Below are 23350 nucleotides of genomic sequence, written 5' to 3' on the forward strand. Positions count from 1 at the left end.
GCCTACCCGGACTCGCTGCTGACGTCTGGCGCGCCCCGGGCAAGCCGGCCCAGTCCGGCGAGCACCGCAGTCGAGTCTGTCAGCGCCCCGAAGATGCCATTCTCGACGGTCACCATGTGCAGAGCCGCATCGTGAGCGTACCGGTCGCCGCTGGCGCAGGCGTCAGAGATCGTCAGGCACTGGAAATTTCTATCGCAGGCCTCTCGCAATGTCGTGTGGACACAGACATCGGTGGTGCAGCCGCTGAACATCAAGTGAGTGATACCGCGCGCACGCAGGATGTGCTCGAAATCGGTGTAGGTGAAAGCGCTGTTGCAGGTCTTGTCGATAATGATGTCTTCGCACGCAACGTCGAGCTCTGGAACCAGCTGGAATCCGGGACCGGAGCGCAGCAATACGTCAGTCCCTTCAAGCCCTGCCCGCTTGCGTCGCCAATTCTCGTAGGGAGTCATGTCCGCCAGGTCGGCCCGGTAACCCTGCCGGGTATGGATGACCTGAATCCCGACAGCCCGGCACTGCTTTATCAGACTGTTCACGGTTGGCAGTATCGCTCTGAGCGGCGCCGGGTCGTATCCGTTTTTGGCGAAGTACCCCGTGGTAGACAGAAAGTCTTCCTGAAGATCTATCACCACTAACGCGGTGTGCCTGGCTTGAAGTTGACCGTCGTAGGGATAATCAAAAGGCCGGGCTGTAATCATGGGTTGCTCCTGCGCGTTCGCATCGGGCATCGTTCATCAACGGCAGTCATCTGCGCGTCGTCTCTGCAGCGCTCTGGCTGATAGGGATCACGGATCCGTCAGCATCCAGAGGATCTGTCGAGCGTGGATCCCGAGGCTTTTGCTCGGCATCGTTTCCTTCCTGCACATCACCGGGAAAGGATTCCTCGATATGGGCGGGTGCTGCGCTGCCTTCGGCTTCGGCCATAACCCGGGCCTTTTCCCAGTGCCGCTGGTGTTCTCCTTCTGGCTCTCCTTCCGACTGCCAGATGGAGTATGCAAAATCGCTGATGCGTTTTTCGTCGATGTCCATTTTGTCTGCCCTCTGCTGGACGACGGAGCCGTCACTCATTTTAGATCCGGTCACGACCCCTGCTGTTGCATCAGATTTGCACCACCCATCAGATCACCGGGCTGGCTCCATTGATCGGCCCCGGTTCATTCAGGCCGCCCCAGCCACGGGCAGACAACCCCCGCAGACTACCGGCGATCTGAAATCCATCCCGCGCCGCCTTCACTGTCAAAATCTGCCTTCAGCAACCGGGTCTCCTGCCGATGCAGCCCGCAGCGATGCGCAATTGATCGTTTTCCTTGAAACAGCTCCATGGATCGCACCGGCATGACCAAATCACTGAAATTCAGTCACAAGATTCTTCTGGCGGCCTCACTGGTTGTTGTCGCCGCGTTCTCCCTGTTTACGCTCTACAACGATTACCTGCAGCGCACCGCCATCGGCGATCAGCTCAAGGACAGTCTCAACCAGGTTGGCCAGAGCACGGCCAGCAATATCCAGAGCTGGCTCAGCGGGCGGATCCTTCTGGTGGAGAATGTCGCCGAAAATGCAAACTGGGCGGCGAATGCCCAGACGCAGAACCTGGCCCTCGGTCAGCGCACGCTGCTTTCGACGTTTGTCAGCATCTATCTGGGCAAGGGTGACGGTTCATTCATCACCCAGCCGCCCGATGAAATGCCCGCTGGCTACGATCCGCGCACCCGGCCGTGGTACACCGACGCGATCAGCGCTGGCAAGACCACGCTGACCGAACCCTACCTGGATGCCCTGACCAAGGCTTTGATCGTGACCATCGCGACGCCGGTAAAAGGCGCATCCGGGGTGTCGGGGGTCGCCGGCGGTGACCTGAGTCTGGAGGCATTGGTGAAGATGATCAGCTCGCTGCGGGTTCACGGCGATGGCTATGCGTTTCTGGTCGATGCCAATGGACGCATCCTCGTGCACCCGGACACCTCGCTGGTCATGAAGACGCTGGCCGAGGTCTATCCGGCCTCCGCGCCGAAGCTTTCCAGCGATATCAGCGAGGGCAACCTGGGCGGCAAGGCGCAGATTCTGACCTTTGCTCATGTCGATGGCCTGCCGTCGGTCAACTGGTACGTCGGCGTAGCTGTCGACAGGAATCAGGCGTATGCAGCGCTGAGCGACTTTCGCACCTCCGCGGTGGTGGCCACGTTGGTTGCCGTGGTGCTGATCATCAGTCTGCTGGGGGTTTTGCTCAGCGTTCTTTTGCGCCCGCTGAACCTGATGGGCCGGGCCATGCACGATATCGCCGCAGGCGACGGCGATCTGACCAAGCGCCTGGCGATCCAGAGTGAGGACGAGTTCGGTTACCTGGGCAATGGCTTCAATCTGTTCGTGGAGCGTATCCATGAATCGATGCGCGAAGTCGCCTCCTCCACCGTGCAGTTGAATGAAGTCGCGCTGAGGGTGGTGCGTGCGTCCAACGCCTCGATGCTCAACTCCGATCAACAGGCCAATCGCACCAACAGCGTGGCCGCCGCGATCAACGAACTGGGGGCGGCGGCGCAGGAGATCGCCCAGAACGCGGCGCGGGCATCCGATCACTCCAGTGATGCCCGCACTTTGGCCAGTGGTGGGCAACAGGTGGTGGGCGAAAACATCGCCTCGATGACCCGTCTTTCCACCAGGATCAGCGGCGCGACCGGGCAGATCGAGACGCTCAATACCAAGACTGCCAACATCGGGCAGATCCTCGAGGTGATCAGCGGCATCTCGCAGCAGACGAACCTGCTGGCACTCAATGCCGCCATCGAGGCTGCGCGCGCCGGTGAGGCGGGACGAGGTTTCGCGGTGGTGGCGGACGAAGTGCGCAACCTGGCTCACCGCACACAGGAATCCTCGGCCCAGGTCCAGGCGATGATCGAGGAGTTGCAGCTGGGTGCTCGGCAGGCGGTGGCAATCATGACCGAAAGCCAGCGCGAGAGCGTCGAAAGCGTCGGCATTGCCCACCGTGCCGGTGCGAGCCTTGAAAACGTCAGCTTGCGCATTGGTGAGATCGATGGCATGAACCAGTCGGTCGCCACTGCGACCGAGGAACAAACAGCCGTGGTGGAAGCCATCAACGTCGACATCACTCAGATCAACACCTTGAATCAGGAAGGCGTCGAGAACCTTCAGACCACATTGCATGCCTGCAAGGATCTCGAACAACAGTCCGGGCGCTTGAGGCAGCTGGTGGGTAGTTTCCGCATCTGATCCGGGCGTTCATGGCCATCGTCGCGGATGCCTGGCGTCCGGGTCGGGGGCAGCCTGTCAGCAATGACCGACAGCTTGCCCCGCAGCGCTTGCGCCCTGCCCCGTCTGGTTGATACGCCCTCAGTCCGTCGGGGCGTACTGCATCTCTCCGTTGCCAAATGACCAGTCCTCACGTTTCACGTCGATGAGGTTGATCCAGATGTCCTCTTTGCGCAGACCGGTCTTGCGGTGAATGCCCTCGGCGACGGCCTTGTAGAACGCCTTTTTCACTTCAATTGAGCGTCCGGCATTCCAGGTCACCTGAATGAAGACGATGTCGGGGGTGTACGTCACCCCGAGATAGCCCGCGGCCGGGTAGATCAATTCGTCCTTGGCATGGCGGTTGATGACCTGAAAGCGATCGTGTTCTGGAACGTTGGCGGTTTGCACCATCGCGTCATAGACGACGTCGCTGATGGCGGCAACAGTTTCGGGGCTGGTGTGGGCAGCAACGTCAATTCGGGCTAACGGCATCAGGCGGACCCTTCTGGGAAATATCGGTTGAGACCGCCTGCGGTTGGCGGGGCCTGGCCTACCCTAGGCCAATGGCTGGCATTGATCAAACGCAGACTCGTCCGCGCGCACGGCGGCATGACCCATCGCTAGCCAGAACCGCTGTTGCGCCAGCCTGCGACGGGCAGGCCAGCGCCGCTGAAGATGAGCATTAAACCCTGCGAAACTGACCGCACTCCAGCAGCACCGGCGCTTGCTGGAGTCACAGCGGATCGGTCAATCGGCAATCGCCATCTTCAAAGGCTCGGTCAGCAGTTTCGCCCCTGACGGACTCAGGTGATTGTCGTCCAGGTAGTAGTACTGCTTGTCCTTGCCGATCTCGCAGGTGGTCGCGTCACAGAAGTACTGTTTGGTGTGAATCAGGCTCAACTGCCCGCCTTGGGTCTTGCTGTCGAGCAGCGCCCTTTCGTCCTTGTCCCATGCGTCGACGGCGGCCCTGGGCACGTTGTCGCCCAACGCACTGACCACCGCCCGGACATGCCCGAACATCTGGATATCGGGTACCTGCTCAAGAATGTACAGGCGGCTTGCCGGGGTCGTGCGGGCAAAATAGTTCACAGTCGCATCGATGCCGGTAGACACCACTTGCGACGGCGTCAGGCCCTTTTCACCGGTGTCCAGCTGCAGCAGGTGATGCTGCTTCTGTAGCACGTTCTTCTTTTGCCAACCCTGCATGTACAGCGTCCAGCGCCCCACTAGGACTATCTTTTCCGGCGCCAGCCTGGCCACGTAGTCAGCGTATTGCTTGATCTGGCCAGGCTTGTCGCAGTTGCCGCTGAAGCCCATGCCGTCATAGCGCTCCAGCCCCACCAGCGGCGCGCAGCCCATGACCGAGAGAAACATGTAGGTCACGCCGGGTTCTTCCTTGAAGTCATCGATCAGCGGCAATATGTGTGAGTCCCCGAAGAACACCGCGAGCTTGGCGCCGTTGCCGATCTTTTTGCAGACCAGCCCCGGAACGCCAACCTGAAAGTCCGGGCAGTCAGGCACCGTCACGGCCAAGGGGTCTGCCTTGGCGGTGTACAGCACGTTCAAGGTGCCGCCGATTGCCAGCAGCGCAACCATGCTGGCGCCCGCCCATTTGAAAACCGCAGCCCGGGAAACGCGGTTTTTGTAGCGAAACGGCGCCTCGACGTATTTCCAGCTGATCCAGGCCAGCGCAAACACCGCGAGGATCAAGACCAGGAACACTTGTGAGTCGTAAGCCGACAGCTGGAATGGGGATACCCGATACAGGGCGAAAACCGGTTGATGCCACAGGTAAGCGCTGTAGGAAATCAAACCGATTGCCACCATGGGTTTGAACGCGAGCACCTTGCCCGTCAGGCATCTGGGCGAGGCAAACATGATGATCAGGCAGGTGCCCAGCACCGGCACCACGGTATAGAGGCTGGGGACCGGCGTGGCCTCGTCGAACTCGAATATCGAGTACAGCACCATGACGCTGCCGGTGATCGCCAGTGCCGCTTTATAGAGGCTGAATGAAGGGACGGTCACAGCGGGCTGTTGGCGGAACAACAGCATGGCCGCCAATGACCCTGCAAGAAGCTCCCAGGCACGGGTCGGCAACAGGTAGAAGTTGAGCGCAGGGTGGTAAGTAGCGCCCCATTGCGACAACGCCAGTGAAACACCGATAACGCACAGAATGAACAGCGTCAGCCCCGGTTTTTTCAACTTCCAGGCCACCAGCAGAAACAACGGGAAGAAAATGTAGTATTGCTCTTCGACCCCAAGGCTCCAGGTATGCAACAACGGCTGCTCACCGGAAGCGGGATCGAAATAATCGGTGTTTCGCCAGAAAAACAGGTTAGAAGCGAACACCGCAACCGACATGATGCTTCGCCCCAGGTTCTGTATATCGCCGTCCAGCATCCAGGCCAGGGCAAAAGGCACGGTGGCCAGGATCACGAAGAACAACGCCGGCAATATGCGTCGAGCTCGACGCTCATAAAACTTGAGGATCGAGAAGTTACCTTCGGCTATTTCCGCGGCAAGTATCGAGGTGATCAAATACCCCGAGATGACAAAGAAGATATCGACGCCGACAAAGCCGCCCGAAAAGACAGTGAAACCGGCATGAAACAGGATGACCGGCAGCACCGCCAATGTACGGAGTCCGTCGATTTCAGGCCGATAGTTGATCACGCGACCAGAATGCACATGGGTCGATGTCATGGGGGCGCCTTCGTTTGAATATGGAAATTTGAAAGTGTCCTTAAAAGCGCCACTCCCTTCACCGCCACTTCAACATAAAGAACTCCGGGCGCAAGTCAAATTAATGGCTTGAATGTGGGTCGAGATTTGTGATGCTTTTGCGGCTGCCAAATACTTGGCACATTTAGGCGAGCACGTGGAAGATCCCTGTTTTTTGATGCCCTTCTGCTTCTTTTTGCTCCTGTGTCATCGCCAACCGCCATGACCTGGCGTTTTTCGGCATGGTAATCTCGCCTCACTCTTTAACGTGTTGGCGTTGATCGTTACCTTCGATGATGGCCAGAACCAGGAATTGTCATGTCCAGAATTTCCCACTCCGCCCTGCGTCGTAATTTTCGAGAACTGCTTGCTTCAAAAGGGTGTTTCGATACCGCCTCGGTGTTTGACCCCATGTCTGCGCGCATCGCCGCCGATCTCGGGTTCGAGGTTGGCATCCTCGGCGGCTCGGTGGCTTCGTTGCAGGTCCTGGCAGCCCCGGACTTTGCGCTCATCACCTTGAGTGAGTTCGTCGAACAGGCCACGCGTATCGGCCGCGTTGCGCAGTTGCCGTTCATTGCCGACGCCGACCATGGCTACGGCAATGCCTTGAACGTCATGCGCACCGTTGAAGAGCTCGAGCGCGCCGGTGTAGCGGCGTTGACCATCGAAGACACGCTGCTGCCGGCGCAATTTGGCCGTAAATCGACAGACCTGATTTCCATCGGCGAAGGCATCGGCAAGGTCCGCGCAGCCATTGAGGCCCGGGTCGATCCAGAGCTTGCGATCATCGCCCGGACCAATGCGGCGGTGTTGCCCGTCCAGGAAATCATCGAGCGCACCCAGGCCTATGAAAAGGCCGGCGCCGACGGCATCTGCATCGTCGGCATCAAGGACTTCGAGCACCTTGAGCAAATTTCCGAGAAGCTCAGCGTGCCGCTGATGCTGGTGACCTACGGCAACCCCAAACTCAACGACCGGCAACGCCTGGCAGACCAGGGTGTACGGGTGATCGTTGCCGGGCATGCGGCGTACTTCGCATCGATCAAGGCCACCTACGACTGCCTGCGCGCCCAGCGCGAGGTCACCCACAGCACCTCGAACCTGAGCGCCACCGAGCTGACCCATACCTACACCCTGCCGGAAAGCTATGTGGCCTGGGCTGAAGAGTTCATGGACGTCAAGGAGTGAGCTGACAGGCCTGCGCGCCGTCAACCCGAACGCAGCGTCATGGGTGATCGCAACGCGGGTTGTTGCTATGGTGAGCGATGCGTTGCTGATCAACGCCAGCCGAACCCCGCTGTCCGCCAGTGGGGTTCTGTTTTTGCGCCGGACCGACAATGGAGTTGTCCTGACCATGAATACCGCACCCGCTATTACCCTCACCCGCCCCGACGTTCAACGGCTCGAGCGCCTGATTGCCAGCCTGGACGAAGACGCCCCGGGCATTGAAGCCTTGCAGGGCGAGCTGGATCGGGCCGAAGTGCTCGAGGCCGAGCAGATCCCCGCTGGCGTGGTCACGATGAATTCGCGTGTGCACTGTCGCGAGGACATCAGCGGCAAGGACTACCACCTCACCCTGGTTTATCCCAAGGATGCAGGGCCCCAGGGCACGGTGTCGATTCTGGCACCGGTGGGCAGCGCCCTGATCGGCTTGCGCGTGGGCCAGCACATCGACTGGCCGACCCCTCAGGGCAAATCCCTGAGCCTGCAGCTGCTGGCGGTGGAGTACCAGCCTGAAGCCGCTGGCGACCATCACCTGTAGGCCCGGTGCCGCGAATGATCAATCCGACCACGCCGGATGGCCGCTACTTTGTCGTCAAGGAGCAACTATGGCGCTGCTCCAACCCCGCCCTTGACCTGCAGACCCGCCAGCATTGGGTCAATGCGCTGATGGCGGCCCGGCGCGAGGTCAAGGCCGCCAAGGCCTCGGGCGATCAGGACCGGATGAAGGCCGCACGATCCGAAGTCCAGGCGGCCAAGGTCGCCCTGGGTGAGCGAGGCCCGGTGTGGTGGGATGACGGCAGCCCCGACTTCAACCGAAAGCGGGTCGACAACACGCCGTACGCGCACTGGTACCGATCATTGAACGAGCAAGCGCCAGAGCCATGACTCAGCCCTGATCGAACCCACGAAACCAGTCAGCCGCCGCCTCCATGAACAGACACACTTTGCGCGATTGAGCCGTGCGCACCGGGTGGATGGCGTAAAACGAAACCGGCTCGGGTTCGTAGGCTTCCAGCACCGTGATCAGCGTGCCTTCGGCGACGTGGGGCGCGACCTCCCACCAGGATTTCTGCGTCAAGCCCAACCCGGCCAAGGCCCAACTGACAGGCAGCTCGGAGTGGGTCGAGGCCATGGCCCCCTCGACCCTCACCGAGCGCATCTGCTTGCCTCGGCCCAGGCGCCACTCGGCGAAATAATGCGCCTGGCTGTTGAACACCAGACACCGGTGTTTTTTCAGATCCTCGGGCGTCAGCGGGGTGCCCGACCGGTGCAGATAACCGGGACTGGCAACGATCACCCGCCGGGTTTCGAACAGGCAGCGACCGGTGAACTGGCTGTCGACCACCGGCCCGCCGCGAAAGGCGATGTCATAGCCTTCTGCGACGATATCGGTGAAGCGGTCATCCACCGACAGGTGAACGCGGATCTGCGGAGAGTCCAGACAGAACTGCGCAATCAACGGCGCGACATGCCGACGCCCCAGCGGGCCCGGTGCGGTGATCTTCAGGTCGCCACGGGCGACGGTGCTGTCCTGCATGACCGAGGCTTCCAGCGCGGCGATGTCGGCGATGATCCGGGTTGCCTGCTCCAGGTAGCTCGCGCCGCTTTCGGTCAGCACCTGAGTGCGCGTTGTGCGGTTCAGCAACTTCACCCCAAGGCGCGTCTCCAGGCCCTTGACGCGATCGCTGACCACCGAGGTCGCCAGGCCCATTTGCCTGGCGGCGGCCGAGAATCCGCCGTGGCGTGCAACCTCCACGAAAACGGCCATATCAGAAATGTCATGCATGGTTATTGTCCGGAATTATCGGAAAGACATTTCGATAATATGCGGTTTTTCCGCTTGGCGTGGTTGTCGATACTGCCCCTTCACCTCAATGGAAGAAGGAAACGAGCATGCCACTGACTCGCACAATCGCCCCTGTGACCCTGGCTGGGCTCTTGCTGTGCAGCAGCGCGATGGCCGCCGACAGCCACCTGATCAGCACCCAGAAACTGCCTTGGCAGACCGCAGAAAAACTCGCCAGCGAAGCGGTACAGATCTGTGCTGCACAGGGTTATTCGGTCACGGCTGCGGTGGTCGACCCTTCCGGGCACGAGCAAGTCGTGATCAAGGGCGACACGGTGCCGCTGCAGTCGCTGTCAGTGTCTTACCGCAAAGCCTACACCGCGTTTTCCTACGGTCAGGCATTCAACAAGGACAGCACCAGCGAGCTGATCGCAGCCAAGCTCGACGGCCCCAGCAACGGTGCGCTCAATACCGTGCCGCAGGTGCTGTTCATTCCCGGCGGCGTGACCCTGCGCCAAGCCAATCGCCAGGTCATCGGCGGGCTGGGCGTATCGGGTGCGCCAGGTGGCGACAAAGACGAGGCCTGCGCTGTCCAGGCGGTGAAGAAATTCCAGTCCTCTTTTGAATAGCCTGGCAAATCCCCGGAACTCCTGGCCTGCGACACCTTCAATAAATCATGAGCCCGCTCATCCACCTGTTCCACGACAACCCAGGGACAGGTTTTTTTCAGCTGGCTCTGTAACCGGTTTCAGGCCTGGCTCCCCGGGCTTTACCAGAGGAGCAATCAATGTCGAAGTATCCGCTAGCCGCGGGTTTCCTGGCCTCGCTGATCAGCATCGGGATGGCCTCGGTCAGCGTCAGTGCCCGTGCTGAAACAGTGGACAGAAGCCTGGTGCCCGTTGGCTCGGTTGAGGAAGTCGCCGCGTTCCAGGGGCCGGGCCCCTCCGGCATTGTCGTGACCCCGAACGGCCGCACCTTTGTCGGTTTCCCGCGCCATGCCATCGATCACCCGGGAATGACCCTGGGCGAACTGGTCAACGGCAAACTACTGCCTTACCCCTCTGCCTCTGTCAGTCAGCCATCGGCCCTGGCCGATCGTGAAAAGCTGATCTCGGTGCACGGCATGACCCTCGACAGCCAGGGCCGGCTGTGGTTGATCGATGATGGCAAGCGCGCCGGGCATGAGGGGATCGCGCCGGGGGCCGCCAAGGTGGTGGGCATCGATCTGAACAGCAACACCATCGTCGCTTCGGTGGTGCTCAAGGACGCGCTGCTGCAGGACAGCCACATGAACGATCTGCGCATCGATCTGACCCACGGCAGCCAAGGGACCGCCTATGTCGCCGACTCCTCGTTCGGCGAAAGCCCGGCGCTGGTGGTGGTCGATCTTGCCAGCGGCAGGCAGCGTCGGGTGCTGGCAGACGACCCTTCGATCAAGGCGCAGGCCGATTTCGTCACCCAGCTCGATGGCGTGCCCATGCGTTATCAGGGCAACAAGACCGTCTTCCCCCACGGCGGCGTCGATAGCCTGGCGCTGACCGCCGACGGCACGCGCCTGTACTACTCGCCCCTGACCGGTCGCCATCTGTGGAGCCTGCCCACTGCGGCGCTGTCGGACTTCACCCTCAACGACAGGCAGCTGGCGTCGCAGATCCGCGATGAAGGCGAAAAGGTCATGACCGACGGGATGGACATCGACCGCCAGGGCCGTCTCTACCTGACCGACGCCGAGCACCACCAGGTGCTGCGACGCTGGCCGGACGGGCATCTGGAGGTGGTGTTGCGTGATCCTCGGCTGGTCTGGCCGGACGGACTGTTCGTCACCGCCGACGCGGTCTACGTGACGCTCGGTCAATGGGACCGGATGGGCAAGGGTTTCGATACCCGCAGGCCGCCGTATCTGCTGATCCGCACGCCTGTCGATGGCACACCGCAATTTAACGCTCAACCTCAATAACGCTGTTTCTGAAGGCATTCATGACACCTGACACCCGCGTTCCCTCAATCGAGCTCAACGATGGCACCAGGCTGCCGGCGATTGGCTTTGGCACCTACAAACTCAACGGCTCCGAAGGCGTGGAGGCCATGGTCGCGGCCATCGAGTCGGGCTATCGACTGCTCGATTGCGCGGTGAACTACGAGAACGAAGGCGCACTCGGCGAAGCGATCCGGCGCAGCCCCGTGCCCCGGGAAGATCTGCGTATCGCGTCGAAACTGCCTGGGCGCCACTATGCGTTCGATCAGGCGCTGATCAGCGTCGAAGAGTCGCTGTATCGCAGCCAGCTGGACTATTTGGACCTGTACCTGCTGCATTGGCCCAACCCTGGCAAAGGCCAGTATGTCGAAGCCTGGAGTGCGCTGGTTGAGGCGCGCCAGCGCGGCTGGGTGAAAAGCATCGGGGTGTGCAATTTCCTGCCCGAGCACCTGGAAAAGATCATCGCCGCCAGCGGCGTGACACCGGCGCTGAACCAGATCGAGCTGCACCCCTACTTCCCGCAGCACGAACAATTGGCCTGCAACAGCGCCCTTGGCATCGCGACGCAATCCTGGAGCCCGCTGGGACGGGCCAATCACCTGCTCAAGGACCCGGCCTTGCAAGCAATTGCCCAGCGCCTTGGAAAAACCCTGGTGCAGGTCATCCTGCGCTGGCATCACCAACTGGGCGCCATCCCCTTGCCCAAGGCCAGCTCGCCCCATCGGCAGCGGCAAAACCTCGACATATTCGATTTCCAGCTGTCCGCCCAGGACATGCAGAACATCGCGCGCCTGGCCAGTCCGACCGGGCGGACCCATGACCAGGATCCGGCGGTTTACCAGGAGTTTTAACGCCAACGATGGCCGGTGCCTCTGCGCCTCAGCCGGCCAGACGCTCGCGTTGCCCGGTTTGCGATGACGCCAGCGCTGCATCCAGCAACTTGTGCATGCGCACGGCGTCATCGAAAGTGGCCGCGGCGTGGGTGCCTTCTGCGACGTCCTGGGCATGCACGTAATACAACTCCGCCAGCTCCAGCACCGCCGAAGGCAGGTCCGATTGCGGCAGGCGCAGATAATTGTCCGGGATCGGCAAGACCTGCATCGGCAGGTTGTCGCCATGGGCGCCCTCGATCACGTAGTCGTCGCCCACCGCGCCGAATGCCGAGGTGTTGGTGATGCGCAGGTCACCCTCGTGACCGGTGATTTCCATGCGCACCCCTGAGCCATTGCGTTTGCCGCCCTCGATGTGCACCGACACCAGAGCGCCATCCTCCAGCTGGCCGACCAGCACCATTTGATCGGGAGCCGTGGTGTCGAACACCTCGTTGGTCTCCTGGATCGTCACCTTGTCGAACTGGCTGGCCACCAGGCCCGTGACATTCACCGGCCAGCCGGTCGCCGTGAACAACATGTCGAGAAAATGCCCGGCGTAGATCGCGATCACGCTGGAGAAGTTCTCCACCGGCACGGTCCAGCGCAGCGCGTTGGGGCGCAGCGCCTGGAAGTAATTCATGCTCACGTGAATGCGCACTGACCGCACTTTGCCCACGTAGCCCTGCTGCAGCAGGTCTTGCAGATAACGGTTGTGCGGTGCATGCCGACGTTGCAGGCCGACGATGTGCCGTACCCCGGCGGCCTTGGCCAGCAGCGTCAGCTCCTCGGAGGTCGAGGTGCGGGTGGTCAGCGGCCATTCGCAATACACGTCCTTTTTCGCGCTGATGGCCGCACGCACGGCGTGTTCATGCTGTGGCGCGGTGGTGAGCACGATCACCAGATCCACCTGTGGGTGGTTGACCAGATCCTCCAGCGACTCGGCGACATGGGGGATGCCCAGCTCTGCCGCGACCGCCCTGGCGCTTTCCTGGCGCTGGCTGTAGATCGCGCTGATCTGATACTCAGGCAGCAGCGACAAAACGCGGATATGCCCATGCATCGCCCAGTTGCCGATCCCGACCAGGCCAACGCGAATGGGGGTGGAAGCTGCGCTCATAAAAGTCTCCATGAAGAATTGGCAACGAGCCTGAAGTCTAGAGAGCAAGCCTGCGAAGAAAAACAGACCGGACTTCCGAACATTGCGGACAAAATGGCTTAAATTGGCCCACCCATCCCTTGCCTGACTGCTGGAGCTCCAACGATGCTGGACAGCCTTAGCGGAATCACCGCCTTCGTGCAGGTCGCCGAAACCCGCAGCTTCACCGAGGCCGGGCGCCTGCTGGAGATTTCCTCCTCGGCGGTCGGCAAAAGTGTCGCGCGCATGGAGGAACGCCTGGGCGTACGCCTGTTCCACCGCAGTACCCGCAGCGTCACCCTGACTGCCGAGGGCGAGTTGTTTCTGGAGCGTTGCAAACGCATCATTATTGAAGCCGAACAGGCCGAAATCGAGCTGTCGCAACTGGCCGGGTCCCCACGGGGCAAACTGCGCATCAGCGTTCCGCTGCAAAACACCCTGATCTTTCCCCTGCTCTCGGGCTTCATGCAGGCCTATCCGCAGATCGAGCTGGATGTGGACCTCTCCGACCGCATGGTGGACGTGATCGAGGAAGGTTTCGATGCCGTGATCCGCACCGGACAGCCGTCCGACTCGCGGCTGATGGCGCGCAAGCTCGGCGAATACAAACTCGAACTGGTCGCCTCGCCCGCCTACCTGGAGCGGCACGGACGCCCGGTTCATCCGGACCAACTGCGCAATCACGCCTGCCTGCTGCACAAGTTTCCGGCCAGTGGCTCACTGGAGCGCTGGCCAGTCCGGGCGCCCGACGCTGAAAGCGATCCACTGTTGGGTAAGGTCATCACCTGTACCACCACCGACGCCCTGACCCATCTGGCCCTTGAGGGGCTGGGGATTGCCTGCATGGCTGACTTTTCGACCGTGCAGGCCCTGGGCGAAGGCAGGCTTGAAAAGGTTTTGGCCGAGTTCACCGACCATCGCGGCTCGCTGTGGATGCTCTGGCCGTCGAGCCGCAACGCCACGCCGAAACTGCGCGCCCTGATCGACTACTTCAAGGAGCACATTGCCGCCGTGCCTCAGCCCGACGTCAAACCTGCCTGATTGCCATGGGCGACAGGCAGGCTCGATGGGGCTTTACCGATCGTCGATCTCCCTTATCATGCATACCGTCTCGCCGCTCACCCAGTGCAGCGGCCGTTCACTACCACCAGCAAGAGATTGTCATGTCCAGCCAAGACCTCACGTTTTTCCCGGATCCGGATGCCGATTCCATCTCCTCCGACGTCGCCGCCTTTGGCGGGATCATGGTCTCCACCCAAGTCCCGACGCGCGCCGATGGCAGCCTGGAACTCGGTGGCATCACCGAGCAGAGCGAATGCACCCTGCAAGCGCTCAAGGTAGCCCTGGAAGGCGCCGGCAGTTCGATGAGCCGGGTCATGCACCTGACCATCTACCTGACCGACATGGCCGACCGCGCCGCCTTCAACGAAGTCTACAAGCGCTTTTTCGCCAAACCCTGGCCGGTTCGCGCCGCGGTCGGTGTGGCCGCGCTGGCGGTTGAAGGCATGCGTGTGGAAGTCACCGCGATGGCTGCCAAAGGCTGAATGAGCGGCCTGTTTCACCGGGTCATCCGGCGGCTTGGCGCAATGCGTCGCCGCCACCGGGCAGCATGAGGATGCCGGTCGGGCGTTTCACCGCTACAATGCCCGACTTGACCGTGAAGACCCGACTAAAAAAAATGTCCCTACCCAAGCATCACCTCGAATTGCTCAGCCCGGCCCGCGACGTGGCCATCGCCCGTGAGGCCATCCTGCACGGCGCAGATGCCATTTATATAGGCGGCCCCAGCTTTGGCGCGCGCCATAACGCCAGCAACGAAGTCAGCGATATCGCTGAGCTGGTGGAATTCGCCCATCGTTATCATGCGCGGGTGTTCACCACCATCAACACCATCCTGCACGACAACGAGCTGGAGCCCGCCCGCAAGCTGATCCACCAGCTGTACGACGCAGGCGTCGATGCGTTGATCGTCCAGGACCTGGGCGTCATGGAACTGGATATTCCGCCCATCGAGCTGCACGCCAGTACCCAGACCGACATTCGCACCCTTGAGCGAGCCAAGTTCCTCGATCAGGCCGGTTTCTCCCAGCTGGTGCTGGCCCGCGAGCTGAACCTGCAGGAAATCCGCAGCATCGCCGATCAGACCGACGCCGCCATCGAGTTCTTCATTCATGGCGCGCTGTGCGTGGCGTTTTCCGGCCAGTGCAACATCTCCCATGCGCAGAACGGGCGCAGCGCCAACCGCGGCGACTGCTCCCAAGCCTGCCGCCTGCCTTACACGTTGAAAGACGATCAGGGCCGTGTGGTGGCCTACGAGAAACACCTGCTGTCGATGAAGGACAATAACCAGAGCGCCAACATCCGTGCGCTGGTCGAAGCCGGTGTGCGTTCGTTCAAGATCGAAGGCCGCTACAAGGACATGGGTTACGTGAAGAACATCACGGCCTATTACCGCCAGCGCCTGGACGACGTTCTCGAAGACCGTCCGGATCTGGCCCGCGCATCCAGCGGCCGCACCGCGCACTTCTTCCTGCCTGACCCGGAAAAGACCTTCCATCGCGGCAGCACCGATTACTTCGTCACCGACCGCAAGATCGACATCGGTGCCTTCGACACCCCGACCTTCACCGGCCTGCCGGTGGGCATCGTCGAAAAAGTCGGCAAGCGCGACCTGCAAGTGGTCACCCACGAGCCGCTGTCCAACGGCGATGGCCTCAATGTGCAGATCAAGCGCGAAGTCGTGGGTTTCCGGGCCAACATCGCCCAAGCCAAGGGCGAGTTCGAAGAAGATGGCCAGAAACGCTATCGCTATCGCGTCGAACCCAATGAGATGCCGGCCGACCTGTACAAGGTGCGCCCCAATCATCCGCTCAACCGCAACCTGGACCACAACTGGCAGCAGGCCTTGCAGAAGACCTCCGCCGAGCGCCGCATCGGCCTGTCGTGGGAGGTTCAGCTGCGCGAGCAATCGCTGCAGGTGACGGCTACCAGCGAGGAAGGCATCGGCGCCAGCGTGGTCCTGCAAGGGCCGTTCGGCACGGCCAACAAACCCGAGCAGGCGCTGGAACAACTGCGTGACCTGCTCGGCCAGCTGGGCACCACCGAATACCACGCCACCGGGGTCGAGCTGGACGCGCCGCAGGCGTATTTCATTCCCAACTCGCAGCTCAAGACCTTGCGCCGCGAAGTCATCGAAGCCCTGACCAGCGCTCGCGTCGCCGCCCACCCGCGCGGCGGTCGCAAGGCCGAGACCAGCCCGCCACCGGTGTATCCGGAATCGCACCTGTCGTTTTTGGCCAACGTCTACAACCAGAAGGCCCGCGACTTCTACCACCGTCACGGCGTTCAGCTGATCGATGCAGCCTACGAGGCCCATGAAGAAACCGGCGAAGTGCCGGTGATGATCACCAAGCACTGCCTGCGCTTCTCCTTCAACCTGTGCCCCAAACAGGCCAAGGGCGTGACCGGTGTGAAAACCAAGGTCGCGCCGATGCAACTGGTGCATGGCGACGAAGTCCTCACCCTCAAGTTCGACTGCAAGCCCTGCGAGATGCACGTGATCGGCAAGATCAAGAGCAACATCCTGGGCCTGCCGCTACCGGGCAGCGGCGTGCAAGTAGTGGGTCAGATCAGCCCTGAAGACCTGATGAAAACCATCCATCGCGCTCCGCACTGAGGCGATCCGGGGGGGCGTCGCCTTGGCGGCGCCCTCTCCTTTCCTGCCGTCGTCAGCTGGCTACCGCTGACAGCCGGTCGCCGCGAAGAATCAGCGCGTGTGCATCTGCCCACCGGGCGAAGATCATCTGCCCGGCGAGCAGATTCAGACCGATGTAGTCGGCGTAGGGCTTTTGCACCTGCAACTCCAGCCCCTCGCTGCTTTCCAGGTAGAGGTTGACCATTGACCCGACAAACTCCTCGCCGACGACCCGGCAGGCCAGCGAATGGCCCGCAGTGGCGTGCAGCGTCAGTTCGATCTGCTCGGCGCTGATACACACCGATACCTGATCGCCGATCGCCACCGCCCCACCGCCAGCAGGCCTGGCGAGAAACTCGCCATGTTGTGCAGCAAGGCGCACCAGGCCGCTGTCCTCCTGGCCGACAACCGTTGCGCTGAGGATGTTCTTGCCGCCGACGAACTCGGCGACAAACCGGTTATGCGGTTCAAGGAAGATTTCCCGGGGCGAACCGGTCTGTTCCACCCGCCCCTTGCTCATGATCACCACCCGGTCGGCCATGGCGAAAGCCTCGGACTGGCTGTGAGTGACGTAGACGAAGGTGATCCCCAAGTCTTTCTGCAGGCCGGTCAAAACGCCCTGCATGCGTACACTCAGGTGAGCATCGAGGGCGCTCAGGGGTTCATCCAGCAGCAGTATCGGCGGCTCGGTGACCAGCGAACGCGCCAGCGCCACCCGTTGCCGTTGACCGCCGGAAAGCATGCTGATGTCTCGGCTGGCGAACTCCTGCAATCCCAGCCGTTCGAGCCATTCCAGCGACTTGGTGCGGCGCGCGGCCTTGGCCATGCCGCGCATGCGCAAACCGAACTCGACGTTCTCCTGGACATTGAGAAACGGAAACAACGCCAGGTTCTGCCACACCAGTGGGGTGTCGCGCTGCCATGAGTACAGGTCGTTGATGCGCTCGCCATTGAGGCGGATCTCGCCTTCGCTGGGCTTGTCCAGGCCGGCCAGCATGCGCAAGGTCGTGGTCTTGCCGCAGCCGCTGGAGCCCATGATGGCGACGAACTCACCTTTATGGATCTCCAGGTTCATGCGCTCGACCGCCAGGTAATTGCCGAAATGCTTGACCACGTTATCGAATACCACCAGCGGCTGATTCATCAGTGAGTCCTGCGTAAAGGAGTTAAGGGGCGATGACACGGCGGTGTCAGACATCGGCGGGCTTCTTGTGTCGGCGCATCAGCAACAGTTGCGCGAAGATCACCAGGGTCATGGTGGTAATGAACACGATGGTGCCAATCGCGTTGATGGTCGGGCTCACTTGCCCTTGCAGCGTGTTGAGGATGCGCACCGGCACCGTTTCATTAAGCCCCGAGACGAACCAGGCCACGGCGAACTCATCGAACGACACCGCCATGGTCACGAATAACGCGGCAAAGATACTGGGCGCTGCGAACGGCAGAATCACGAAGCGCATCGCCTTCCACTGGCTGGCGCCCAGATTCCAGGCGGCGGCTTCGATGTTCGGGTCCATCTGCGCCAGGCGCATGCGGATCACCGCCATCGCAAAGGGCGCACACATGACGATGTGGCTGATCATCACCGCGTAGATCTCGCCCGAAAGCCCGACGCGGGACAGAAAAGCGAGCATCGCCAGGCCCATGATCACCACCGGAATGGTCGGCGGCAGCAGCGCCAGGGCCATGTACACCGACTTGCCGAAAAACAGGTAGCGAAAGTCGGTGTAGGCCGCCGTGAACCCCAGCACGGTCGAGACCAGCGCCACCACCACCCCCACCATCAGGCTGTTGCCGAAGGCCTGCCAGATGGAAGGATCGGCAGCAATGGTTGCATACCAGTGCAGGCTGAAACCGCCCAGCGGCAGCGACGGGAAGCGGTCGATGTTGAAGGAGAAGACGAAACTGCCGACGATGGGCGTGAAGATGAACACGAACACCAGCACGACAAAGCCACGCAGCAGGACGTTGATCAGCCGATGCTCGTTCATGAGCGCCTCCGGTAGGCAAAACGAACCGAGGCGAAGGCGACCAGCAGCAGCGTCGCGATCATCATCGTGGCGATCACCGCAGCCCTTGGCCATTGCTGGCCTGACTTGGTGGTGTCGGCGATCAGCGTGCTCAAGGTCGGCGGCTGTCCTCCGCCCAGGTACAGCGGGCTGACGAAGTCACCAAAGGTCAGGATGAAGCAGAACAGCGCCGCCACCACGATGCCGATCCGAGCCGCCGGTATCACCACCACAAACACCGTGCGCACGCGACCAGCGCCCAGATTGTGCGCGGCCTCGATCAATGAACGGTCGATGTACATCAGGCTGAACAGCTGCAACAGCACCACCAGCGGCAGACACAGCGTGAAGTAACCGACGTAACTGCCAAACAGTGTATTGAGCATCGGCACCGGGCCCAGACCGAGGTAGCCCAGACCTGCATTGAGGATGCCGTTATCGCTGAGGAACACTTGCCAGGAGTAGGTTCTGACCAGGTAGCTGGTGAAGAACGGGGTGATCAGCAGCAGCACCAACAACTGTTTGCTCGACTCCCGAAACTTGAAAGCAATGGCATAGGCACAGGGCAACGCCACCAGGCTTACCAGTAGGGTCGCCCCACTGGCCATGATCAACGTGTGGGCGTAGGCGTCCCAGAAGAACTCGCGGCCCAGCATGTAACGCCAGTTGAGCCACTCGAACGCCGGCACCATGCGGAAATTGCGCACCTGCCAGAAACTGATCGCCAGCAGGAACAGCAACGGAAACACGAAAAAGATCATCTGCCATATCAGGATCGGCAGCGAGAATCCGAGACCGTACCAAGGGACGGGCGAGCGTCGTCTGCGCAACCGGGCATCCGCTGGGGACTGCTCGGCGCCAGCGTTGAGCGAGCGCGGTAAAGGTGTCTTGAGCTTGTCTGAAATCATCGCGATCTGCTCCTGGCCCGGGCTCATGCGCCTTTGTACTGCGACCAGAAGTCGTTCCAGTCTTCCAGGCTCTGCTGGATCGGCAGTTCGCGGTACTTGATGCGGCCGTCGCGGATGTCATCCATGACGTTGCGCTGACCGATCACCATGCCCTGGCGCTTCGCCTCGGCCGGATCGGTCTTGTTCAGCAGTTCCCAACCGCGCTTGCTGGGGATCAGCGCCGGATAAGCAGCCATTTTCGCCGACTTGACCTGGCCTTCAGGCGAGGTGATGTACTGGATGAACTTCTTCGCCAGCTCAGGGCTGTGGGCCTTCTTGGCGATGCAATAGGACTCGCTCCATTGCAGGCCACCTTCCTGCGGGATCACGGTCTTGACCGGTGCGCCAGCGCGTTGCAGCACGCCGGTGATCCAGTCGCCGATGCCACACATGGCGTGGATCTGGCCGTTCTTCAGTGACGAGAAGGTCCCGCCATAGTCAAAGAACCCGCCGATCTGTCCGCGCAGGCTCATGGTTTTCTGCTGCACGTGCTGCCAATGGGCGGCATCGATGTCGTACGGGCGGCTGTTGCCGGTGAGCAGGCTGATCTGGCCCAGGTTGGGCAGGTGCCAGTCGAAATGCCCGACCTTGCCCTTCAGGCTCTCGTCCCAGAACAGCTCGTAGCTGCGCACGCGGCTCTCGGGGATCAGTTGGGTATTGAAGGCGATGCCCAGAAACCCGAAGCGGATCAGCACCGAATACAGAGTGTCGCCCTGCCAGTGGCCGGGGAAATGCTGGAACTCGGGATAGAAGTCATCCAATGGATAGTCGGCCGGGTTCAGCGGCTCGATGTATTCGGCGGCGTTGAGCTGCTGCACATACTCGGCATCGGAAAGAATCAGGTCGAAGGTGCCAGGGGGTGATTGCGAGATCAGCCCGAGCATGTTGTCGCCGCCGGTGTAGTACTTGGCGCGCACTTTGACCCCGTACTGCCGCTCGAAATCGGCCACGATGTCCGGCTCGGCATGCCCGGCCCAGGCGAGTATCACCAGCTCTTTTTCAGCGGCGGCGAAACTGCGCAGGGGCAAAAGACCCGACAGCGCCGCAGTGCCCGCCAGCACGCTGCTGCCCTTGAGAAATGTACGGCGTGAAAGCTCGATGCGCTTGCTCATTGGTGTCTCCCCGACTGATCGAAAGGTGCCCTGCCGTCAATTCCCTGTGGTCTGCCTGCTGTCGCTCCCTGTCGACGTCGATTGCAGCAGATTGCCATCGGTTTTTTTTGTGCATACCCGACCTGTGCTATCCCAGACCCGCCCCATTGGCCTGGCCGGGGCAGTGACCGCAGAGGCCCGAGCACAGTCAGGGAATTTGTCAATTAGGGGTCGGAAACGGACAACTGCAAGGGCATGCGATCTGATCGAATCCATCTACACGGTGCCGTGCTTGCTCAAGACGGGCAGCCGTGAACCACACACGAACAATTGAAGGTGCAGCTTGTGAATGAAAGCGTCGTGATTGGAGAGATGACCTGGCCGGACTATGCACGCAAGGTCATGACCGGCTGCCCGATCTTCCTGCCGGTGGGCGCACTGGAACAACACGGCCATCACATGTGCATGGAAGTGGACGTGCTGCTGCCGACCGCGATCTGCAAGGCGGTGGCACACAAGGTCGACGGCCTGGTGCTGCCGGCGCTTGCCTATGGCTACAAGTCGCAGCAGAAGTCAGGCGGCGGCAATCACTTTCCGGGCACCACCAGCCTGGATGGCGCCACGCTGACCGCCACGGTGCAGGACATCATCCGCGAACTGGCCCGCCACGGCGCGCGCAGGCTGGTGATGATGAACGGTCACTACGAGAACTCCATGTTCATCGTCGAAGGCATTGACCTTGCGCTGCGCGAACTGCGCTATGGCGGCATCGATGACTTCAAGGTGGTGGTGCTTTCCTATTGGGATTTCGTCAACGATCCAGGGGTAATCGAAAAGCTCTACCCCGACGGTTTCCTGGGTTGGGACATCGAACACGGCGGGGTCTTCGAAACCTCGCTGATGCTGGCGCTGCACCCGGACAAGGTCGATTTGAGTCGCGCCGTCGATCACCCGCCGGCCACCTTCGCGCCTTACGACGTATTCCCGATCATCCCCGAACGCACCCCGGCATGCGGCACGCTTTCATCGCCCAAGGGCTCAAGCCGCGAGAAAGGCGAGCTGATCCTGGAGGTCTGCGTGACCGGTATCAGCGCCGCCGTGCGCGAGGCATTCAGCCTCCAACAGTAAAGCTGCAGCGCTGTACCACACCGACTCCCGCTAGCCCTTCATCGCGCCATCAATAATAAAAAGGGTTCATCACATGTCCAGCAGCTCCAGTCTGTCCCCAGGTCTCAAGCAGCGTCACGTCACCATGCTGTCCATCGCCGGGGCCATCGGCGCCGGGCTGTTCATCGGCTCAGGCCATGCCATCGCCTCGGCCGGACCGGCGGCGATCCTGGCCTACATACTGTCCGGCACGCTGGTGGTGCTGGTCATGCGCATGCTCGGTGAAATGGCGGTCGCCTCGCCGGACACCGGCTCGTTCTCCACCTACGCCGAGCGCGCGATGGGGCGCACCGCCGGTTTTACCATCGGCTGGTTGTACTGGTGGTTCTGGGTGCTGGTCATCCCCATCGAGGCGATTGCCGCCGCGGCCATCCTGCATGCCTGGTTCCCGGCTATTGAAACCTGGCAATTCGCACTGGCAGTCACCGGCCTTCTGACCATCACCAATCTGTTCAGCGTGGCGCGTTACGGCGAGTTCGAATTCTGGTTCGCCATGCTCAAGGTCATCGCGGTACTGGGCTTCATCGCTCTGGGCGGCCTCGCCCTGGCCGGTGCATTGCCGGACACAACGGTCAGCGGCGTGCTGGCATTGAGTCGGGATTTCGGTGGTTTCATGCCCAATGGCCTGTCGGCTGTGATCGGTGCGATGCTCACCACCGTGTTCAGCTTCATGGGCACCGAAATCGTTACCATTGCCGCCGCCGAATCGAAGAACCCTTCGAAACAGATCACCCGGGCGACAAACTCGGTGGTCTGGCGGATGGGCATTTTCTACATCGTGTCGGTGTTCCTGATCATTTCCATCGTGCCGTGGAACGACCCGATGCTGATGCAGGTGGGCTCCTATCAGCGAGCGCTGGAGCTGATGAACATCCCTCACGCCAAGCTGATCGTCGACATCGTCGTATTGATCGCCGTGGCCAGCTGTCTGAACTCGGCGATCTACACCGCATCGCGCATGGTCTACTCGCTGAGCAGGCGCGGCGACGGCCCTCGCCTCCTGCAACGCACCTCAAACACCAGCGTGCCGTGGGTCGCGGTGCTGGCAAGCACCGCCGTGGGCTTTTTCACCACCGCGCTCAACTACTTTGCCCCTGAGCACGTGTTCTCCTTTCTGCTGGCCAGTTCCGGCGCGGTGGCCCTGCTGGTCTATCTGGCCATTGCAATCTCTCAGCTGTTATTGCGCAGGAAGATGCAAGCCGCCGGTCAGCCGATTGCCTTCAGGATGTGGTTGTTTCCCTGGCTCAGCTACCTGGTGATCCTGTCGATCCTGAGCATTCTGGCGGTGATGCTGATCCTGCCGGAACACCGTATGGAGGTGGTCGCAACCGGCGCGCTGGCGTTGTCCATCGTGTGCATGAGCGCAATCTTTTCCGGCAGGAAAAACACTCAGCGTGACACCGAACTGGCTTAGCCAGCGGTACTGATCCACAGCGTGTCCGGGGTGACCGGCACGCTTGACGTTTCACCTCTTTCCGGC

At 61.3% G+C, this 23350-nt stretch carries 22 protein-coding genes; 12 read left to right on the forward strand and 10 right to left on the reverse strand.

Going from position 1 to position 23350, the window contains the following annotated elements; all coding sequences use genetic code 11:
• Positions 1-2: 2 nt before the first annotated feature.
• On the reverse strand, positions 3-698 hold the full coding sequence (locus ACI2KS_RS12635) for a cysteine hydrolase family protein (RefSeq protein WP_404620582.1): 696 nt from the start codon (positions 696-698) through the stop codon (positions 3-5).
• 46 nt (positions 699-744) lie between these two features.
• A complete protein-coding gene (locus ACI2KS_RS12640; RefSeq protein WP_404620584.1) occupies positions 745-1029 on the reverse strand; it encodes a DUF2934 domain-containing protein in 285 nt (94 codons plus the stop codon).
• Between the two features lie 306 nt (positions 1030-1335).
• Here ACI2KS_RS12640 and ACI2KS_RS12645 point away from each other — a divergent pair, with 306 nt between their 5' ends.
• Complete coding sequence (locus ACI2KS_RS12645; RefSeq protein ID WP_404620585.1) at positions 1336-3225, forward strand: methyl-accepting chemotaxis protein; 1890 nt, start codon at positions 1336-1338, stop codon at positions 3223-3225.
• 120 nt (positions 3226-3345) lie between these two features.
• Here ACI2KS_RS12645 and ACI2KS_RS12650 read toward each other — a convergent pair whose 3' ends face one another.
• Both ACI2KS_RS12650 and ACI2KS_RS12655 read right to left on the reverse strand, forming a co-directional pair.
• Positions 3346-3738: a tautomerase family protein gene (locus tag ACI2KS_RS12650; RefSeq protein ID WP_404620587.1), complete on the reverse strand. Its 393-nt coding sequence runs from the start codon at positions 3736-3738 to the stop codon at positions 3346-3348.
• Positions 3739-3993: 255 nt separating this feature from the next.
• Positions 3994-5952, reverse strand: a complete 1959-nt coding sequence (locus tag ACI2KS_RS12655; protein WP_404620589.1) for an acyltransferase family protein — start codon at positions 5950-5952, stop codon at positions 3994-3996.
• A 336-nt stretch (positions 5953-6288) separates the two neighbouring features.
• On the opposite strand from ACI2KS_RS12655, the gene ACI2KS_RS12660 reads away from it, so the two are divergent.
• The 3 genes from ACI2KS_RS12660 (at position 6289) to ACI2KS_RS12670 (ending at position 8079) form a co-directional block, all read left to right on the forward strand.
• Positions 6289-7158, forward strand: a complete 870-nt coding sequence (locus ACI2KS_RS12660) for an oxaloacetate decarboxylase (protein ID WP_404620591.1) — start codon at positions 6289-6291, stop codon at positions 7156-7158.
• 166 nt (positions 7159-7324) lie between these two features.
• Positions 7325-7732 (forward strand): nucleoside diphosphate kinase regulator, encoded by a 408-nt coding sequence (gene rnk / locus ACI2KS_RS12665; protein ID WP_404620593.1) that lies wholly within the window; start codon positions 7325-7327, stop codon positions 7730-7732.
• Between the two features lie 17 nt (positions 7733-7749).
• Positions 7750-8079 carry a hypothetical protein gene (locus ACI2KS_RS12670; RefSeq protein ID WP_404620721.1) on the forward strand — a complete coding sequence of 110 codons (330 nt, stop codon included), beginning with the start codon at positions 7750-7752 and terminating at the stop codon, positions 8077-8079.
• A 1-nt stretch (position 8080) separates the two neighbouring features.
• Here the strand turns inward: ACI2KS_RS12670 and ACI2KS_RS12675 are convergent, their stop codons facing one another.
• Positions 8081-8980: a LysR family transcriptional regulator gene (locus tag ACI2KS_RS12675; protein ID WP_404620595.1), complete on the reverse strand. Its 900-nt coding sequence runs from the start codon at positions 8978-8980 to the stop codon at positions 8081-8083.
• A 107-nt stretch (positions 8981-9087) separates the two neighbouring features.
• Between ACI2KS_RS12675 and ACI2KS_RS12680 the strand changes: the two genes are divergently transcribed.
• The 3 genes from ACI2KS_RS12680 (at position 9088) to ACI2KS_RS12690 (ending at position 11806) form a co-directional block, all read left to right on the forward strand.
• Entirely contained in the window at positions 9088-9609 is a 522-nt protein-coding gene (locus ACI2KS_RS12680; protein ID WP_404620597.1) for a heme-binding protein, read from the forward strand.
• Positions 9610-9767: 158 nt separating this feature from the next.
• On the forward strand, positions 9768-10937 hold the full coding sequence (locus ACI2KS_RS12685) for an SMP-30/gluconolactonase/LRE family protein (protein ID WP_404620599.1): 1170 nt from the start codon (positions 9768-9770) through the stop codon (positions 10935-10937).
• Between the two features lie 20 nt (positions 10938-10957).
• Positions 10958-11806, forward strand: a complete 849-nt coding sequence (locus tag ACI2KS_RS12690) for an aldo/keto reductase (RefSeq protein ID WP_404620601.1) — start codon at positions 10958-10960, stop codon at positions 11804-11806.
• Positions 11807-11834: 28 nt separating this feature from the next.
• On the opposite strand, the gene ACI2KS_RS12695 is transcribed toward ACI2KS_RS12690, so the two are convergent.
• Complete coding sequence (locus ACI2KS_RS12695; RefSeq protein WP_404620603.1) at positions 11835-12944, reverse strand: Gfo/Idh/MocA family protein; 1110 nt, start codon at positions 12942-12944, stop codon at positions 11835-11837.
• Between the two features lie 147 nt (positions 12945-13091).
• Between ACI2KS_RS12695 and ACI2KS_RS12700 the strand changes: the two genes are divergently transcribed.
• From ACI2KS_RS12700 to ACI2KS_RS12710, 3 genes are all read left to right on the forward strand, one after another.
• Positions 13092-14003 carry a LysR family transcriptional regulator gene (locus ACI2KS_RS12700; RefSeq protein ID WP_404620723.1) on the forward strand — a complete coding sequence of 304 codons (912 nt, stop codon included), beginning with the start codon at positions 13092-13094 and terminating at the stop codon, positions 14001-14003.
• Positions 14004-14125: 122 nt separating this feature from the next.
• Entirely contained in the window at positions 14126-14506 is a 381-nt protein-coding gene (locus ACI2KS_RS12705) for a RidA family protein (protein WP_404620605.1), read from the forward strand.
• Positions 14507-14640: 134 nt separating this feature from the next.
• A complete protein-coding gene (locus ACI2KS_RS12710; RefSeq protein WP_404620607.1) occupies positions 14641-16638 on the forward strand; it encodes a U32 family peptidase in 1998 nt (665 codons plus the stop codon).
• Positions 16639-16690: 52 nt separating this feature from the next.
• Here the strand turns inward: ACI2KS_RS12710 and ACI2KS_RS12715 are convergent, their stop codons facing one another.
• Genes ACI2KS_RS12715 through ACI2KS_RS12730 form a run of 4 tightly spaced genes read right to left on the reverse strand, consistent with a single transcriptional unit; the run spans position 16691 to position 20724 of the window.
• Positions 16691-17800, reverse strand: a complete 1110-nt coding sequence (locus ACI2KS_RS12715; RefSeq protein WP_404620609.1) for an ABC transporter ATP-binding protein — start codon at positions 17798-17800, stop codon at positions 16691-16693.
• Between the two features lie 46 nt (positions 17801-17846).
• Complete coding sequence (locus tag ACI2KS_RS12720; RefSeq protein WP_404620611.1) at positions 17847-18647, reverse strand: ABC transporter permease; 801 nt, start codon at positions 18645-18647, stop codon at positions 17847-17849.
• Positions 18644-19573, reverse strand: a complete 930-nt coding sequence (locus ACI2KS_RS12725) for an ABC transporter permease (RefSeq protein ID WP_404620613.1) — start codon at positions 19571-19573, stop codon at positions 18644-18646. The genes ACI2KS_RS12720 and ACI2KS_RS12725 overlap by 4 nt, the downstream gene beginning before the upstream one ends.
• A gap of 23 nt (positions 19574-19596) precedes the next feature.
• A complete protein-coding gene (locus tag ACI2KS_RS12730) occupies positions 19597-20724 on the reverse strand; it encodes an extracellular solute-binding protein (RefSeq protein ID WP_404620615.1) in 1128 nt (375 codons plus the stop codon).
• 324 nt (positions 20725-21048) lie between these two features.
• On the opposite strand from ACI2KS_RS12730, the gene ACI2KS_RS12735 reads away from it, so the two are divergent.
• Together ACI2KS_RS12735 and gabP are read left to right on the forward strand one after the other, a co-directional pair.
• Positions 21049-21831, forward strand: coding sequence for a creatininase (locus tag ACI2KS_RS12735; protein ID WP_404620617.1), 783 nt, complete (start codon positions 21049-21051; stop codon positions 21829-21831).
• A 73-nt stretch (positions 21832-21904) separates the two neighbouring features.
• Positions 21905-23284 carry a GABA permease gene (gabP, locus tag ACI2KS_RS12740; RefSeq protein WP_404620619.1) on the forward strand — a complete coding sequence of 460 codons (1380 nt, stop codon included), beginning with the start codon at positions 21905-21907 and terminating at the stop codon, positions 23282-23284.
• Positions 23285-23350 lie beyond the last annotated feature (66 nt).

The sequence above is a fragment of the Pseudomonas sp. NPDC087358 genome, assembly GCF_044900785.1.
GTDB lineage: Bacteria > Pseudomonadota > Gammaproteobacteria > Pseudomonadales > Pseudomonadaceae > Aquipseudomonas.